At 35.3% G+C, this 17,821-nt stretch carries 17 protein-coding genes, 1 pseudogene and 1 riboswitch; of the genes and pseudogenes, 3 read left to right on the top strand and 15 right to left on the bottom strand.

The features are described from left to right. Nucleotides 1–204: 204 nt before the first annotated feature. The 14 genes and pseudogenes from HNQ35_RS02350 to HNQ35_RS02285 form a co-directional block, all read right to left on the bottom strand. Nucleotides 205–447, bottom strand: coding sequence for a hypothetical protein (locus HNQ35_RS02350; RefSeq protein ID WP_146934179.1), 243 nt, complete (start codon nt 445–447; stop codon nt 205–207). 223 nt (nt 448–670) lie between these two features. Next, nucleotides 671–1,826 (bottom strand): annotated as a pseudogene (locus HNQ35_RS02345) (IS3 family transposase). Nucleotides 1,827–2,503: 677 nt separating this feature from the next. Beyond that, nucleotides 2,504–3,901, bottom strand: coding sequence for a Fe-S cluster assembly protein SufB (gene sufB, locus HNQ35_RS02340; RefSeq protein WP_146934182.1), 1,398 nt, complete (start codon nt 3,899–3,901; stop codon nt 2,504–2,506). A 53-nt stretch (nt 3,902–3,954) separates the two neighbouring features. Beyond that, entirely contained in the window at nt 3,955–4,392 is a 438-nt protein-coding gene (sufU, locus tag HNQ35_RS02335) for a Fe-S cluster assembly sulfur transfer protein SufU (RefSeq protein WP_146934185.1), read from the bottom strand. Next, the gene (locus HNQ35_RS02330; protein ID WP_146934188.1) at nt 4,382–5,602 is read right to left on the bottom strand and encodes a cysteine desulfurase; all 1,221 of its coding nucleotides are present in this window, start codon (nt 5,600–5,602) and stop codon (nt 4,382–4,384) included. The genes sufU and HNQ35_RS02330 overlap by 11 nt, the downstream gene beginning before the upstream one ends. Continuing rightward, the gene (gene sufD, locus HNQ35_RS02325; protein WP_146934192.1) at nt 5,602–6,909 is read right to left on the bottom strand and encodes a Fe-S cluster assembly protein SufD; all 1,308 of its coding nucleotides are present in this window, start codon (nt 6,907–6,909) and stop codon (nt 5,602–5,604) included. Before sufD ends, HNQ35_RS02330 begins: the two co-directional genes overlap by 1 nt. Nucleotides 6,910–6,924: 15 nt before the next feature. Further along, nucleotides 6,925–7,710, bottom strand: a complete 786-nt coding sequence (sufC, locus tag HNQ35_RS02320; RefSeq protein WP_146934195.1) for a Fe-S cluster assembly ATPase SufC — start codon at nt 7,708–7,710, stop codon at nt 6,925–6,927. Between the two features lie 558 nt (nt 7,711–8,268). Next, a complete protein-coding gene (locus HNQ35_RS02315) occupies nt 8,269–9,120 on the bottom strand; it encodes a MetQ/NlpA family ABC transporter substrate-binding protein (RefSeq protein ID WP_146934198.1) in 852 nt (283 codons plus the stop codon). 57 nt (nt 9,121–9,177) lie between these two features. Then, nucleotides 9,178–9,879, bottom strand: coding sequence for a methionine ABC transporter permease (locus HNQ35_RS02310; protein ID WP_146934201.1), 702 nt, complete (start codon nt 9,877–9,879; stop codon nt 9,178–9,180). Next, nucleotides 9,872–10,897, bottom strand: coding sequence for a methionine ABC transporter ATP-binding protein (locus HNQ35_RS02305; RefSeq protein ID WP_146934204.1), 1,026 nt, complete (start codon nt 10,895–10,897; stop codon nt 9,872–9,874). The genes HNQ35_RS02310 and HNQ35_RS02305 overlap by 8 nt, the downstream gene beginning before the upstream one ends. Before the next feature lie 87 nt (nt 10,898–10,984). Next, nucleotides 10,985–11,092: riboswitch (SAM riboswitch) on the bottom strand. Between the two features lie 97 nt (nt 11,093–11,189). Beyond that, the gene (locus HNQ35_RS02300) at nt 11,190–11,504 is read right to left on the bottom strand and encodes a thioredoxin family protein (RefSeq protein WP_146934207.1); all 315 of its coding nucleotides are present in this window, start codon (nt 11,502–11,504) and stop codon (nt 11,190–11,192) included. Nucleotides 11,505–11,526: 22 nt separating this feature from the next. After that, complete coding sequence (locus HNQ35_RS02295; protein WP_146934210.1) at nt 11,527–11,868, bottom strand: toprim domain-containing protein; 342 nt, start codon at nt 11,866–11,868, stop codon at nt 11,527–11,529. Between the two features lie 158 nt (nt 11,869–12,026). Next, the gene (gene gcvH, locus HNQ35_RS02290; protein ID WP_146934213.1) at nt 12,027–12,410 is read right to left on the bottom strand and encodes a glycine cleavage system protein GcvH; all 384 of its coding nucleotides are present in this window, start codon (nt 12,408–12,410) and stop codon (nt 12,027–12,029) included. Between the two features lie 113 nt (nt 12,411–12,523). Next, on the bottom strand, nt 12,524–12,874 hold the full coding sequence (locus HNQ35_RS02285) for an arsenate reductase family protein (RefSeq protein ID WP_146934216.1): 351 nt from the start codon (nt 12,872–12,874) through the stop codon (nt 12,524–12,526). A 290-nt stretch (nt 12,875–13,164) separates the two neighbouring features. Between HNQ35_RS02285 and HNQ35_RS02280 the strand changes: the two genes are divergently transcribed. Further along, complete coding sequence (locus HNQ35_RS02280) at nt 13,165–13,815, top strand: ABC transporter ATP-binding protein (protein ID WP_146934221.1); 651 nt, start codon at nt 13,165–13,167, stop codon at nt 13,813–13,815. A gap of 15 nt (nt 13,816–13,830) precedes the next feature. Then, nucleotides 13,831–16,323: an ABC transporter permease family protein gene (locus tag HNQ35_RS02275; RefSeq protein ID WP_146934224.1), complete on the top strand. Its 2,493-nt coding sequence runs from the start codon at nt 13,831–13,833 to the stop codon at nt 16,321–16,323. Nucleotides 16,324–16,500: 177 nt separating this feature from the next. Here the strand turns inward: HNQ35_RS02275 and HNQ35_RS02270 are convergent, their stop codons facing one another. Continuing rightward, nucleotides 16,501–16,776, bottom strand: a complete 276-nt coding sequence (locus HNQ35_RS02270; protein ID WP_146934227.1) for a hypothetical protein — start codon at nt 16,774–16,776, stop codon at nt 16,501–16,503. Between the two features lie 145 nt (nt 16,777–16,921). Between HNQ35_RS02270 and HNQ35_RS02265 the strand changes: the two genes are divergently transcribed. Further along, entirely contained in the window at nt 16,922–17,308 is a 387-nt protein-coding gene (locus tag HNQ35_RS02265; RefSeq protein WP_146934230.1) for a hypothetical protein, read from the top strand. Nucleotides 17,309–17,821 lie beyond the last annotated feature (513 nt).

The raw sequence follows: 17,821 nt of genomic DNA, 5'->3' as shown, positions 1-17,821 counted from the left end.
TCACAGTTTATACCCGTTATACCTGAAAAAAAGCGCCGCAAAAAGTAATACTGTCCGCTTATTCGCATTGAATCGATTCTCTATCTTGACATGTGAAGCTTAGTAGTACGCCTCAACTTTGCTATGAAAGTATATGTTAATCAATTATGTGTATCACCCATTTTCAACGTTTATTTTTCAGAGTCATAAATCATTCTCAAATAATTAATTAACACCTTTATTTATTGCGAAAATATTCTCTGTTTCTAAACACTTACTCGAAATGTTCAATGTTTCCAAGTATGTCTCTTCAATTCCGCCTCCACCGGCTTCCAGTGCATCACCTTCTAAAAACGTACCGTAACTTGGGATTTTCACTCCATACAAACCATTCTTTTCATAAAGCTTTGTCCCTTTTGGCCAAATAGAAACACGTAATGATTTCAATTTACCATACAAACTTAACATTACTTATCGTGTTGGATCTACGTCAATATTTTGGACACAAAAAAGTTAAGTTTTCAATAGTTCTTTGAATGTTAATTTATATAAAGCTATTGGGCTTGACATGGAGCCTCTGCGGGCACGATTTCTTTAGCCTAGGCCAGCTTATTTAATACAATGCTGGCATGCCACAAAGGCTATCATACCCGCCACTCCATGTAAAGCCGTGCTCTTATGCAAGTTTACGTTATGATGTAACAGCTTTAATCTCATTTTCTAATTCTTGCGGTGTTTTATAGCTGATACTTCCATGCATTCTTTTGCGGTTATACCAGCTTTCAATGTATTGAAATAATACTAATTTAGCAGAATGATAATCAAAATATTGAACATGATTGACTTCTTCTTTCTTTAAAATGGCATGAAAGGACTCGATACAAGCGTTATCATACGGACTGCCCTTATAACTAAAGGAATGTGTCATTCCATACTTTTTAATGATATTCGCAAATTCACCACTTGTATATTGAGTACCAAGATCTGAATGGAAAATTAAACCTTCATCTGGTTTTTGTGTGTGATAGGCATTTTCTAATGCTTTTATAATCAATTCAGTCGTCATTTTTCTGGAAAAAGAGTAACCAACTATCTTTTTAGTATGTAAATCCATAACCGACGCAAGATAGCACCAGCCGTGTTTAAGCGTATAAATATATGTGATATCATCGACCCATTTCTCATTAAGCGTTTTGGTTGAAAAGTCTCTTTTTAGGATATTTTCGCGCTCAACAACTTTTTGTTTACTTGATGTAGGACGGAATTTTTTAACTATAATAGAACGAAGACCAGCCTTTTTCATTAAACGTTGAACACGTTTCATACTGACATGATATCCTTTCTTTTTTATAGACGGTGTATTTTCGGTGCACCATAACGCTTTTGACTATCATGATGAATCTGAGTGATTTTTTTTGTTAATTTTTGGTTTTCTCTTTCACGTTTAGATTCTGTTTTATGAAGCGACTGATAGTAAGTACTTCTTGGGATCCCGAGCACATCACACATCGTTTGAACTGGATATTCTTTTTTCTGTCGATCAATAAAATGAGTGATTTCATTGTCATCTACTTTTTTGCGAATATGGCCATAGCCTTTTTTAATATCTCATTTTCCTCCTGTAAGCGGAGTATTTGTTTTTGGAGTTTTGCGTAGTCATCTGGAGTAACAGATGAACCATCTTCTAATTCAATTGGAGAAAACTTTTTAATCCATGCATAAATGGTAACTTCTGAAACGCCATATTCGCTGCTTAAATCTTTGACTGATTGACCAGAACGATATCATTCAACAACCATTTTACGAAAATCATCATTGTATCGTTTGCCATTATTTTTATGTTTCATTGGACACATCCTCCTAAGATTGATTGTAATGACTTAACTAAGATGTGTCCATGAAACTATACTAGCATCAAAACTTATTTGAATATATATGTTAAGGATTTACATAGAGCCACTATGGCGTGATAATTTGCCAAATACGGAAGGTTAGTGAAACACATTTCGCTAGGTTGAGCCATATAACGACTGTCTATCCAAGTAAAGACTCGTTCTTATAAAGTTTTCGGTTATACCAGTCTTAAATGTATTTGAAACTTTTATGTGTAATGGGCATTTTCCAATACTGTTATAATCTATTCAATCATCATTTTTCAGGAAAAAGAGTAAACAATTAATTATTTTACTATGTAGATCCGCAGCCAATGTAAGATAACTGCAGCCATGTTTAAGCACAACTATAAATGTTTTGTCACTGATCGATTTTCCATTAAGCAGTTTGGTTACATTTTCGCGTTCAATTACTGTTTGTTTACTTGAAAACACGAACATCAGAAACCTTAATGTATTCGTCATAGCAAAGAGATTGATACATCCAAGCCTTTGCAAATACATATACTCTAAAAATTGCAATCTATAGATTAATAAAAATAGTTTAGTTTTATTAAGATTTATAATCATCATTCACCCAGAGTAGACAAAAAACCCGTCACACATATTTCTGTGACGGGTTTTTTAAGACCTTAACCGATTGAACCTTCCATCTCGAACTTAATCAATCTGTTCATCTCAACCGCATATTCCATCGGTAGTTCTTTTGTGAATGGTTCGATGAAGCCCATGACGATCATTTCTGTTGCTTCCTGTTCGCCTAGGCCGCGGCTCATGAGATAGAATAATTGTTCTTCAGATACTTTTGATACTTTCGCTTCGTGTTCGAGTGAGATGTTATCGTTATATACTTCGTTGTATGGGATTGTGTCGGAAATCGATTCGTTGTCTAGAAGTAACGTATCACACTCGATTGTTGCTTTTGCATTATCTGCTTTACGACCGAATTGGACAAGACCACGGTAGTTTACTTTTCCACCTTGTTTTGAAATTGATTTAGACACAATGGATGAAGATGTATTTGGTGCTAGATGATGCATTTTCGCACCGGCATCTTGTGTTTGGCCTCTTCCAGCGATAGCAATTGATAATGTGTTACCTCTTGCACCCTCACCTCTTAATAGGACAGCAGGGTATTTCATCGTTACTTTAGAACCAATGTTACCGTCAATCCATTCCATTGTGGCGTTCGCGTCACATGTTGCCCGTTTTGTAACGAGGTTATAGACGTTATTTGCCCAGTTTTGGATGGTTGTGTAACGGCAGTATGCATTCTCCTTAACGAAGATTTCAACGACCGCTGAGTGTAGTGAGTTTGTTGTGTAAACGGGTGCTGTACATCCCTCAACATAGTGGACAGATGCACCTTCATCAACAATAATTAATGTTCTTTCGAATTGACCCATATTTTCCGAGTTAATTCTAAAGTATGCTTGTAATGGTGTCGTTGCTTTTACACCTGGTGGAACGTAAATGAATGATCCACCTGACCATACAGCTGAGTTTAGTGCTGCGAATTTGTTATCAGTTGGTGGGACAACTTTTCCGAAATATTGTTTAAACAGTTCTTCATGCTCTTTAAGGGCTGAATCTGTATCGGTAAAGATGATCCCCATTTCTTCTAAATCTTCTTGTAAGCTTTGATATACAACTTCTGATTCATACTGTGCGGATACACCTGCTAGGTACTTCTGCTCTGCTTCAGGGATACCTAATTTATCGAATGTCTGTTTAATTTCGTCAGGTACTTCATCCCATGTACGCCCTTGTTTTTCTGATGGTTTAACGTAGTAAACAATCTCATCAAAATCAAGTTCTGATAAGTCGCCTCCCCACATTGGCATCGGGCGCTCGAAGAAATGTTCTAATGATTTCAAGCGGAATTCAAGCATCCACTCTGGCTCTTCTTTCATCTTAGAAATTTCTTCAACGACTTCACGTGTTAAACCTCTTTCAGTACGGAAAATCGAAACGTCTTTATCACGAAAACCATATTTATATTCATCAGACACTGGCAAATCTTTCGCCATTGCTTACAACCTCCCTTTAAAATTTTTCAATGTGTTCAAAAAAACGCATTGACTTATTCTTCTTTCTTCACACCTTGTTCCATCGCTTTCCAAGCAAGTGTGGCACATTTGATTCGAGCTGGAAATTGGGAAACACCTTGAAGTGCTGCAATATCACCTGAATCTATTTCATTAAAATCAATATCTTTTCCAAGCATCATATCAGAGAAAAGTTCTGACATTTTTAGTGCTTCCTCCACTTTTTTACCCTTAACAGCTTCTGTCATCATAGATGCAGATGCCATGCTGATGGAACATCCTTCACCTAAAAATTTAACATCTTCAATGACACCTTCATCGACTTTCATTTGTAATTCGATTCTATCACCACATGTCGGGTTATTTAAATCGACTGTTAACACATCGCCTTCAAATTTACCGCGATTTCGTGGACTTTTATAATGGTCCATGATGACTTGTCGATACAATGTGTCTAGGTTATTAAAAGACATGATTGAAATACTCCTTCGTTTTTAGAAGTCCTTCTACTAATCGATCAATATCTTCAGTCGTGTTATATAAATAAAAGCTTGCTCTTGCTGTAGCTGTTACATCTAACCACTTCATTAATGGTTGTGCACAGTGATGTCCCGCGCGAACAGCGATTCCTTCTGCATCCAAAACGGTTGCAACATCGTGTGGATGGACATCATCTAAGTTAAATGTGACAAGAGCTGCTCTCTTCTCAGGTCCGTAAATCTCGATACCATCAATGGTACGCATCTTTTCTAGTGCGTAGTCAGCTAATTGTTCTTCGTGTTTTAAAATGTTTTCCATGCCTACATCTTGTAGAAAGTCTATCGCTGCACCTAATCCGATTGCTCCTGCAATAATAGGTGTGCCACCTTCAAATTTCCATGGGAGCTCTTTCCACGTTGAGTCATATAAATCAACAAAGTCAATCATTTCGCCGCCAAATTCAACAGGTTCCATTACTTCTAACAAATCTTTCTTACCGTATAAAACACCTATGCCTGTTGGTGCTCCCATCTTATGTCCTGATAATGCGTAGAAATCACAATCTAAATCTTGAACATCAACTTCCATATGTGGCGCACCTTGAGCACCATCAACGACGAAAATAGCACCGTTTTGATGTGCAATCTGAGCGATTTCTTTCACCGGGTTAATCGTACCGAGCACATTGGAAACATGCGTGATGGCAACGATTTTTGTATTTGTTGTTACTGTTTTCTTTACATCATCTAATGTAATTGTACCATCTTCCTGTAATGGGATATATTTTAATGTAGCGCCCGTTGCTTTCGCAGCTTGTTGCCATGGAATAATATTACTATGATGTTCCATTGGCGTTATGACAATTTCATCGCCTTTTTTTAATTGGTGACGTGCATAACCATAAGCGACCATATTTATCGACGTTGTCGTTCCGCGTGTAAAAATAATTTCCGCCGTACTTTTAGCATGTAAAAATTGGCGCACTTTCTCACGTGCTCCTTCATATTGATCTGTTGCACGTGAGCCTAAAGTATGCACCCCGCGATGCACATTCGCATTGTTCTTACGGTAATAGTCATTCACTGCTTCAATGACTGTAATCGGCTTTTGTGCCGTTGCTGATGAATCGAGATAGACTAACGGATGACCATTGATTTCCTGGTTAAGAATTGGAAACATCTCACGAATGGCTTTAACATCCATTAGTTAATCTTCCTTTCAATGACTTGTTTTAGTTGCTTTTTCACTGATTCAAGTGGTAATTGAGAAACAACTGGCTCAAGGAATCCGTGAATAATAAGTTTTTCCGCTTCCTGCTTTGTAATTCCACGGCTCATGAGATAGTATAACTGCATTTGGTCCACGCGGCCAACTGATGCAGCATGACCCGCCATAACGTCATCTTCTTCAATAAGAAGAATTGGGTTTGCATCTCCACGAGCTTTTTCACTTAACATAAGGACACGTGATGTCTGTTCTGCGTTAGAACCTGATGCGCCGTTTTCAATTTTACCAATTCCATTAAAGACATTACTTGCACTGTCTTTCATCACACCATGTTGTAAAATATACCCTTCTGCATTTCTGCCCCAATGGATTGTTTTAGATGTAATGTTTTGGATCTGTTTACCACGACCGACAGTGACTGTATTCGCATTACATAAGGAATTGTCACCGACAAGTTCTGTAATATTTTCAAAGATTGTGTTCCCATCATTCATTTGTCCAATCGACCAATTAATCGTTGCATCTCGATTGACAACACCACGGCGGTTCATGTAAATCGTAGTGCCAGTTGCAAAATTATCTACACCACCGAAAGCAATTTGTGCATTATCATGTGCGAATACTTCTGTAACGATATTAGCTACTGTTTCTTCTTCATTATTTGAAATATAGTTTTCCACATAATTAACCGAGCTATTAGATTCTGCTACAACAATTACATGGTTGAAATAAGCAATCGTTGGATCCTCTTGCCAGAACACAACTTGTAATGGTGTCTTTACTTCTACGTTTTTAGGGACGTATACGAAAATACCGCCATTCATAAGCGCTGCATGTAAAGCAGTTAGACGATGTTCATCTATAGATACGGCATCTTTCATATAATATTTTTTAACAAGTTCTTCATGTTCTTGTAAAGCAGTAAATATATCTGTGAAAATAACACCTTTTTCTTTTAGTTCATTACTTAGTGATGCATAAGCAATGGAGTGATTTCTTTGAATGAGTAAGTTCTCAGGTAAATTTTCTGGATCAAAGAAATCTTTTATTTCTTCAGGTAGATGTTCCAATGATTGAATCGCTTCACCCTCGACATAGTCATGTTTAAAACGACTGAAATTCCATCTGACGATATTTGTTTTATCAGGTTTAGGCATGTCAAGAGTTTCTGACTGTTCCAATGCCTGAAGGCGTAACGTTTTCATCCACTCTGGTTCATTTCTATCTTTGGAAAACTGTTTAATATATTCTTTTGTATAAATCTGTTCCGTATCAACAGTCATGCTAACCCTCCTAACTTAAGCTTCTTGTCCAACAGTTTCATCTTTAATACCAAGTTCCTCTTTTAACCATTCGTATCCTTCTTCTTCTAGACGTTTTGCTAACTCAGGTCCACCTGATTTAACAACACGACCTTGCATCATAACATGGACGTAATCTGGTTTAATATAATTTAATAATCTTTGATAGTGCGTAATAATTAATGTCCCGAATTCTTCACTACGCATGTCATTAATCGCATCAGAAACAATTTTAAGCGCATCAATATCTAAACCTGAGTCAATTTCATCAAGAATAGCAATTTTTGGCTTTAATAGACTCATTTGTAAAATTTCATTACGCTTTTTCTCTCCCCCAGAGAAGCCTTCGTTCAAATAACGCTGTGCCATACTTTTATCGATTTCTAATGCTTCTAATTTCTCATCCATCTCTTTAATAAATTGCATAAGTGGGATTTCATTACCTTCTCCACGAATCGCATTTATAGATGAACGTAGGAAATCAGACGTTGTGACACCACTAATTTCGCTTGGATATTGCATCGCTAAAAACAAACCTGCTCGTGCACGCTCGTCAACTTCCATATCAAGCACTTCTTCTCCATCAAGAAGAATACTTCCCTTTGTCACTTCATAGCTTGGGTGTCCCATAATTGCGGATGCTAAAGTTGATTTACCGGTTCCGTTCGGTCCCATAATTGCGTGGAACTCGCCACCCTTTATCGTTAAATTAACTCCTTTTAATATTTCATTCCCTTCAACTGAAACATGAAGGTCTTTAATTTCTAAAGTAGATCCAGCCATAATGATACCTCCAATTAAAAATAGTTATGTTTGAGAACCATTATCACCAATTCTCAATTTATTATCATTATCATCTTAAATCATCTAGCAATTAATAGCAAATGATTGAGATAACTCTCTCTAAAACATTATAACACATATATATTTACACTTTAATGAGATGAAATGAATGTGATGTTTTTCACTTTATATTTTCAATTAAACAAATAAAAGCGATGGTTATTGATACAAAACCCGATTGGAATTCAACAAAGAAAGAGCTGTTTCTTATATAAAGATAAATAAGTGAAGCACAATAATCGATTTAAATGAAATGAGCCTGATTTTAAAATTGTCATTGTAAAATGAACATTTTATGGAATTGGTTAGTTAGCGAAAATTGATGGTGTTAATCCAGGCTAATCTATTTACGCAACCATAAAAAATCCACTCCTAATAATTAGGAGTGGGAAATAGACTAAATCTTAACTCTAACGTACGAAATAGATGGATCTATCTCATATTCATTTTGCACTAAACCGATTGCAATCGTCCTTTATAATTAAAGACAATAAAAATTTAATCTTCGTCAACCGGTACAACTGAACCGTTATACTCTTCTAAAATAAACTCTTGAATCTCTTCAGAACGAAGAACTTCAACGAGCGTTTTAATTGCTTCGTTATCTTTATCTTTCGACTGCACAGCAATAATATTCACATATGGTGAATCAGAATCTTCTATGGCAATTGCTTCTTCAATAGGATTAATATCATGATCAAGGGCGAAGTTTGAATTGATTAAAACCGCATCTCCCTCATCATTTAAGTACATTTGTACGAGCATTTCTGGTGATGTTGAGTCATCGAACTTAAAGTTTTTAGGATTTTCCTCAATATCATCCACAACGGCTACTGTTTTATCGATGCCTTCTTTTAATTTAATTAATCCCTTTGCCTCTAGTAAAGCTAACATACGACCATGGTCAGCGACTGAGCTACTTAATAAAATCGTCGCACCTTCTGGTAAATCTTCTAGGCTTTTATGACGTTGTGAGTAAATACCGATTGGTTCGATATGAATGCCACCTGCATTTTCGATATCATAACCATGCTCTTCTTTCTGAGATTCGAAAAACGGTATATGTTGATAGAAGTTAGCATCCAAATCGCCTGCATCTAAATCTTGATTCGCCATGACATATTCTGTATATGTTTCAATCTCAAGCTCTATTCCTTTTTCCTCTAAGATTGGTTTTGCTTTTTCTAAAATGGGAACATGCGGATTGGGTGATGCGCCTATTTTTAATGTGACAGTTTCACCTGACGCATTGTCCTTTGAATCTGAACTTTTGTCTTCTTTATCCGCTCCACATGCTACTAATGCAATAGCAACGAGCACAATAATTGATAATTGCAACCATTTCTTCATGTATGATCTCTCCTATTATTTTATTATTTATATATGGGAACTAGATGAACTAGTATGTTAACGTTTATCAACTTTTGCCGAAATCGTATCACCAAGCCACTGAATGAAAAAAACAATGAATAAGATAATAATTGTAGCAACTAATGTCACATCCGGCCGATTGCGTTGAAACCCGTATAAAAAGGCTAAATGACCTAACCCTCCTGCACCGATCACTCCAGCCATCGCTGTATAGCCAACAAGTGCGACAGAAGTGACAGTGATGCCTGAAATTAATGCTGGACGTGATTCTGGGATAAGCACTTTCCAAATGATGGTGCTTGTTTTAGCTCCCATTGATTTCGCTGCTTCTATAACTCCTTTATCAATCTCGCGTAAAGCAATTAACACCATTCGCGCATAAAACGGAGCCGCTCCGATAATTAATGCAGGAAGAGCTGCGTTTGCTCCACGAATGGATCCGAAGATGAGCTTCGTAAATGGAATGAGTAAAATGATTAAAATAATAAAAGGTATCGAACGAAATATGTTTACGAAAGCTCCAGTTAAAAAATGAACGATGCGATTGGCCCATAAATTATGTGGCGCTGTTAAAAACAGAAGAAGGCCTATCACCAAACCGAATATAAAGGTAAATACCGTTGACAATGCGGTCATATAAAGTGTCTCATATGTTGCCTCCCACATTTGTCCCCAATCTACATTTGGAAAAATCTGTTCAATAAATGACGTTGTTTCATTCGATGTCTGCTCATTCATTGCTTAAAACCTCTGCTTTCACATCAATTGATTGCAAAAATTGCAATGCTTCATGAATTTGACTTTCTGCACCGTCGATATGAACGATTAATGTGCCATATGGACCGTCTTTCGTTTCGTTAATATGTCCGTGGACGACACTTGCCGATACTTGAAAGTTTCGAATCAGCTCCGTTAATATCGGCTCTTCTGTTTTTTTACCAACAAAAGTGAGCTGAATGAGCGAACCACTCGGATAATTGTCAAAAAGCATCTCTAATGTCGGTAAAGTATCTTTAACACCTGTTAATTGTGATACAAAACGTTTCGTAACAGATTGTTGTGGATTTTGAAACACATCTAGCACTTTACCCATTTCAACAATCCTTCCTGCTTCCATGACTGCAACACGATGACAAATTTTTTGAATGACGTGCATTTCATGGGTAATTAAAACAATTGTAATACCTAAACGTTCATTAATATCTACGAGTAAATCTAAAATAGCATCCGTTGTCTCAGGATCAAGTGCACTTGTTGCCTCATCACCGAGTAACACATCTGGTTCATTCGCTAATGCTCTAGCGATACCGACCCGTTGTTTTTGTCCTCCCGATAGTTGACTTGGATAAGCTTTTTCACGTCCTTGTAAGCCGACAAGTTCAATTAGATTTTGAACGCGATCATATCTTTCTTCTTTTGATACACCTGCAATTTCTAATGGAAAAGCAATGTTTTCTTCAACCGTTCTCGACCAAAGTAAATTGAAATGCTGAAAAATCATGCTCACTTTTTGACGTGCCTGACGTAAACTCTCACCTTTCATATGGGAAAATCTTTTACCATTAATAAACACTTCACCACTTGTTGGTTGTTCTAAACCATTTAACAAGCGAATAAATGTACTTTTCCCTGCTCCACTATAGCCAATGACTCCGAAGATTTCGCCTCTTTTTATATCTAATGTCACATCATCGACTGCAACAATCTTTTTATCCTCAACAGTAAATTCTTTGCGGAGTTCTTTTATTGAAATCACTCTATGCCCTCCTATCACTTAATGTCATATAAACAAAAACGTCTTCCTGCTCTAGAGAACAGAAAGACGATATCATTCATCTTCGTTCTCTCATCTTCCAAAGCATGGCTTTGCAGGAATTAGCACCGTTTTAGGAATATCCTAAAGGTTGCCGCGGTTTCTACGGGCCTGTCCCTCCACCGCTCTTGATAAGAGATTTCATTTTTATGCTTTTTCCTAATAAATGCAATGATACGCATTTTAATCATAAATGTCAACTCATTTATATTTATTGTGCTATATCTTCTTATTATTAATCTTGTTGAAATAATTCTGGTTTATATTGATATAAATATTGGTATATATTCCCTATTGAATGAAAAGCATAGACTTTTTCTTTTACTTCATTATTTTTTTTGATAAATAGACATGGTACACTCTCAACTTCATTATCTTGCATAAATTGAGGATAAAGGGATGCGTTCATTTCATAGAATATATCTTGTTTATGAATCCCTTCAATTTGTTCAAGCATTTGACGGGCAACGTGACACGTTCCACAAAATGGGCTATGTATATATAGTAATATTTCTTCTGCTTCAAGTTGGTTTTCCGTTATTTTTATCATTTAATCACCCTAATTTTTAAGCTTACAGAAAAATAGGGTTCACTTCAATGTTTTTACTCACTAAGGCATGAGCTATTTCATGTAACGGTGTTGTAGCGACCTCTTTATAATCTGGATGGATATAAATATGTTCAGCATGGGGTAGCTCTCGCTTCAACTGCTTGCGTAATTTCCATCCTGCTCTATCTTCATCTGCCATTATATATACATCACGATCATCCAGTTGATACGTTTCTAACATGTTATCAAAGCGTTCAATTCCGAGTGTTCCGTTTGTACAAATGATGGTAACATCTTCCGTTATGACTTTTTTTATTTGCTGTTTATCTGTTAATCCTTCAACAATTATCACTTTAGGAAGCATGTTATACACCTCGCAATGTCAAATGTTTTTAAATATGCATATTTGATTTAATAATCTTTTCAGCTCACAACTTAAATCTACTGATTAAGCAATAAACGAAAAAAAGGTTGTATCGTTCACAGCAAAACGACCAACCTCCTTGTAAACTTCATATACACTTAGTCTTCTTCTACCATTGCTTTATATTCATCACTAGACATGAGTTTATCTAATTCTGATTCATCAGAAACTTCAACAACGATCATCCACGCTTTTTCATATGGTGATTCGTTTACAAACTCAGGGCTATCCTCAAGATCTTCGTTTACTTCAACGACTTTACCACTTACTGGAGCATAAAGTTCGGATACCGTTTTAACGGACTCGACACTACCGAAAGGTTCATCTGCTTCAACTTCCTCGCCAACTTCAGGTAACTCAACGAATACGATGTCACCTAATTCATCTTGTGCAAAATCAGTTATCCCAATTCGCACTTTGCCATCTTCTTTTTTAACCCATTCATGTTCTTCAGAGTATAATAGTTCTTTTGGAAAATCCATTCCAATTCCCTCCATTCAATCATTGCGGCTTCATACTTAAATATACAAGTTTACAGAAAAATTTGCCAGTAAATCATTGCTTGTTTTTATTTTATCATAAGATGCCTAGAACATTAACTCCAAGTTTCAGCATATGCATCCTCTTTAAAACCAACTGTAACACGTTCACCATCTGTCGCAATCGGTCTTTTAATGAGCATCCCTTCTTGAGCTAATTGTTCAGCCATTTCCTCTTTCGTCATATCTTTAATTTTATCCTTCATATTAAGTTCGCGATATTTTTTCCCACTCGTATTAAAGAATCGACGTGGCGGCAGACCGCTTTTATCCATAAAATCTAATATTTCTTCTTTTGTCGGTGGATTTTCTACAATATGTATATACTCATATTTGATTCCTTGCTCATCAAGCCACTTCACAGCTTTTTTGCATGTACCACAATTCGGATAACAATATAACTTCATGAAAAGCCCTCCTATTATTTAACATTTGTTTTCATCTTAGCATGTTCTGGGGTGGGATTGAAGTATGTTGGTTTTAGGATTGTTAATTGTCTGTATGTCGTTGTTTTACGTTGAAATGGATGATAGAAGAACAATCTAGAAATAAGCAATATATAGAATTTACGTTACTACACCTGCTCCTTTAGTTTATTGATAGGTATTCGAAATAATGGTAAAATTTATAAAAAGTTTTTTTAATAATTGTTATGAATCCCTTAATTTAAATTTTAAAATTTCAGGAGTGTCATCATATGATTTCAGCCATCGAAATATCCAAAACGTATCACAATTCTAGAACAGCAGCACTAAAAAATACAAATATCGTTATTGATGAAGGTTCAATTAACGTTATTATGGGTAAAAGTGGGTCTGGAAAATCAACACTGTTAAATATATTAAGTGGGTTGATTGAACCAAGTACTGGTACTGTTTATATGATGAATAAAGATTATTATAGGTTATCAGAAAAAGAAAAAGCACAGTTCCGCGGAAAATATTTTGGTTATGTATTCCAATCCTTTCAACTCATTTATGAATTGACGGTGTATGATAATATCATCATGCCACTACATATTACAAATCAAAAAGTAAATGAACAAGCCGTTTATCAACTACTAAAAGATTTAGAGATTTATCATTATATGCGTTCTTTTCCTAGTGAATTATCTGGTGGGCAACAACAAAGAGTGGCCATCGCAAGGGCAATGATCCACAATCCAAAAGTCATTTTTGCGGATGAACCTACAGGTAATTTGGACTCTGAGAATTCATTAAGGGTAATTGAATTATTAACTCGTCTTTGTAAAAAAAATCAAACGACATTACTCGTTGTCACACATGATAAACAATTAATTAAAAATCCGGATCATCTATTTATACTAAAGGATGGAAAACTCGTATAGAATGAAGGGTAAACAATGAAATCGGTAAAACTATTATCTTACGCATGGAAATTATTATGGAATGATAAAAAAATTTTCTGGTCAATTGTTAGCGCTCTAACATTTATACTCGTATTTATAACGATTGCCGTTGGGATATTGCATCAATATGTGGATCAAGCAAAATTAGCCGCTTATCAAACATATGGTGACCACACTTTAATTGTAAATTCCGATGAACCCATGACTGGAGAAAATGCACTAAGGGAAACTGGACATTTCCGCATTTCTGGAAATATATATACATTCGGTCTCTTAAACAATGATCAAGATTTGGATTTCACAATCGGGTGGATGGACGAGCACGCTTTGACTCAAATGAATCTCCTCCGTGGAAGAATGCCAGAGTCAGATTATGAAGTCCTAGTCGAAGAATTTACTATTAAACACCTTGCTAAAGGGTCCAAGCAAACTGACATCAAGCTTCCTTTCACATTCAATATAGAGGGAGAGGCGTTTACTGTCGTTGGGATTGTTAAAAACTATTCCGGTATTTGGTCTAGTTCAACGATAATTGATAAAGGGAAAAATACATTTCCAAATATCATTTTGACTCGTGATTTTACACAACCCTTCCCAGATATTCAACAACATATGATATTAATCAAAGACAGAAAAGAGTCACTTACTCTCGACTTTGATACAATTGATACTTTTTTTAAACATAATAATTTGCAGGAATTGGATTATGACGCAATTGTCATTAATACAAATTTATATGATGATCATTTAAAGCAAGTCAATCAGGTTTATGTCTTAACAACACTATTTTTATCAGTAATCACAATAACTGCTTTGATTGTCTTCACATACATTTTTTCATTCTATTATTCAATACGATTTCGCAGTCATTTTAATCTTTTTTCAAATTTAGGTTTTACACCATGGCATATCTATAAATTGGCTTTCTTTCAAGGTTTAATTATTGTATCCATAAGTGCTTTTTTCATGTTTCTTATCCATATCATGTCTGTCTATATCTTTAATATTTTACCTAAATTAAATATGCTTTTACTTATGACAATCACCCTAATAGCGATTTTATTAATGGGATGTTTAATATTAATTGTTTGTCATCTTACATATTCAACTTCAAGGGATAACATTCGACATTTACCTGTGTTTATAGAACTGTGGATAAAGAATTGGCATGTGAAATGGAAATTATTTTATTTAAATCTATTCCATTCGTTGAAATCGTTTTTCTTAATCATCGGGCTGTTGACAAGTTTACTCGTGTTAATATTTTTAAGTGAGCTTATAGCAAATGAAACATTATATGAAACGGATGAAAAAATGGCCGATTATATTTTTAGTTCCAAAAGGTCAGATGCATTTGTGCATTTACAGCAATTTGAAATCTTTTTCACACCAGAATATATTCCTAGTCATTTAGTAGATGAAATAGAAAATGAAGCAGTAGCCTTCATGGATAAAGAACCGAAAACACTTGGAACGAGCTTGTTGTTAAAAGACGATTCATTAAACGCACCAATCATTAATCGTTTTCACGAAGATGTGGAAGATTCGGGTGTTGTTTTTACAGAACATGATCTATTAGAGTTAGACATGCCGCTCGACTATGTTCCTTTATCTAATATTCATTATGTCGTTTTAAATGATAACAATTGGTCACTTTTTAATTCTCAACTCAAATTTAGTGAGCGCACATATCATAAATTGCAAGATTCTCTATCTATGATACTTATCATTCCAGATGAAACAATTCGGTTCGATCAACCTGATACATTATCCATTGGGAGAATTGAAAATCTCAATAATGAATTAGAGTATAAGCAGTGGGATTTACAAGTTTTAGAATCCGTAAAGAAAACGATCGTTCACCCAATAACAAAAGAAGCATTTTCTAACATAATCATTATGATTCATGAGAACACCATGCAAAAATATGATATCTTCCCTGGTTATAGAAACCTGGAAATTTACCGAGATGCGCAAGCTAATATAAATGAAATTAAACAACTAGAAAATAAGTTGGCAACTTTAGCAGCTATGTATCCAGATAACTTATACTACATTAAAGAGGCATTTATTGAAAAAAGCAAAGACCAAGCTAGATTTATAAGCCGACTTGGCATTCTGTTATTTATCATATTGGGGTTATTTGTGGGAACGATTATATTTATAGTCTTTTTAATGAAGTTTTATCAACGTGAAAGAGAGCTTCTTATTTACAAATCTCTAGGAGGGACTACTCAAGATATTATTAAAATCTTTTTAACGGAATTACTTGTCTATTATATTCTCTCGTTATTCTTAGCAACAGGATTAATTACTTTACTCCTAATCATCACACCAGCACCTGTTCAATCGATTATAGACGCTATTTATCTTGATATCCGTTTATTTATCATATTGGGGATTTCCACAGCAGGTCTTTGTTTCGTAATGATGAAGAAATTGAACATGTCACATCTTTATAGTATACAAAATAAATATGGTTCATAATTAGTAGATACGTTACAACTATATCTAAGATAGGTGGGGAATTATGCGAGTTGTTGTCAGAACAGGATTAATAATAGCCTTTTGTCTCTATTTACTCATTTTAACAAAGCTCATTTTATTTAAACATTTGCCTGCCGGAGAAATTATCAATCATTTTACTTTTAAATTTGATGGTATCTATTGGCCTGCCCATATTGAAGTCATTATCTCAGCATCACTTTCTGAAATTCCCAGTTCCACAAGTATTTCTTTGTCGGCAGTAAATTCAACATTTCCATTTGCGTCTTCTTCAAAGAATTTTGATAGATTTTCTGCCAATTCAATCTGTTCTTTGTCTACTACGATAGCATCGGGATTAACAACCAGAATTTTCGAATCAGCATCCCAATCAATAGAATCTTCCTTTTTACCGTAGCTAATTCCGTTAGCGCTTACTGAAGTAGAAAAAGCCAAAGTAACCTAGCGACAACAATTAATAGAGTAAAGAACCTTTTTAACACATGAACCCTCCTGATCTTTTATTGGAAGCGTATACATGATGTTTGATTTACAATATACTAGTAAATACCAAGAATAAACAAGGGGGAAATAGTAAAAAATGTATTTTCTTTTATTCACTGTAATTTATTGTTTAATAACGCAGATTTTGAACATAGACTATGTGCTTGCTTTGGGAATTTATTTAATCGGCCTATGCTTTATCAAAGGTATGCTTAAAGAAATGACTAACGGTGAAGGAATAAAAGATGTTTTTAACATAAAAAAAACGAAGCACATGTATGAAGAAAATGGATTTAAAAATTCTTTAATAGAGTATTTATCTCTATTTCTAGTTTTTTTAAATTCTTATTTAATTGATTATGAGCCTTTCACTCCTTTTGAATATATTTATATGTTTTTTCTTATTGGGTTTGTATATCGCTTTATATTTTGGGGGATGATACGTTCCTTTAAGGAAGCAGACTTCAGGAATTTGGAAAAATAGTGGGGGAAAGGGTTAAAAAAACTCCTCACTATATTCAAGTCTTCATCCACTAATAAAACTGAATGTTGTTCACTTTTTCTTGTGGTTTTCCCACCAAGTTAGGTGGGGTTGTTGGATATTTGCCGTTCCATTACTTTTATCGTTTTTATTTACGTAGAAGTGAGGGTCAGGCTTGATGGGATAACTGAAACGCGACCTCTCAGGAAGGAAATGGATGACTAGACTATTCATTGAACCGGCAATACAGCCTCTCGATGATGATATTATAAACGAGACTATGCATTGAAGCGACAACGTGGACTCTCATAAGAAAAATACAGTACGAGACTGTACGTTGAAACGATAACGTGGACTCTCATAAGAAAAATACAGTACGAGACTATGCATTGAAACGACAACGTGGACTCTCATAAGAAAAATACAGTACGAGACTGTACGTTGAAACGACAACGTGGACTCTCATAGGAGAAATACAGTACGAGACTATGCATTGAAACGACAACGTGGAGTCTC

This window comes from Cerasibacillus quisquiliarum (assembly GCF_014202495.1).
GTDB classification, from domain to species: domain Bacteria; phylum Bacillota; class Bacilli; order Bacillales; family Amphibacillaceae; genus Cerasibacillus; species Cerasibacillus quisquiliarum.
Note: the sequence above shows the minus strand (reverse complement) of the source record. Positions and strands in the feature narration are given on the sequence as shown.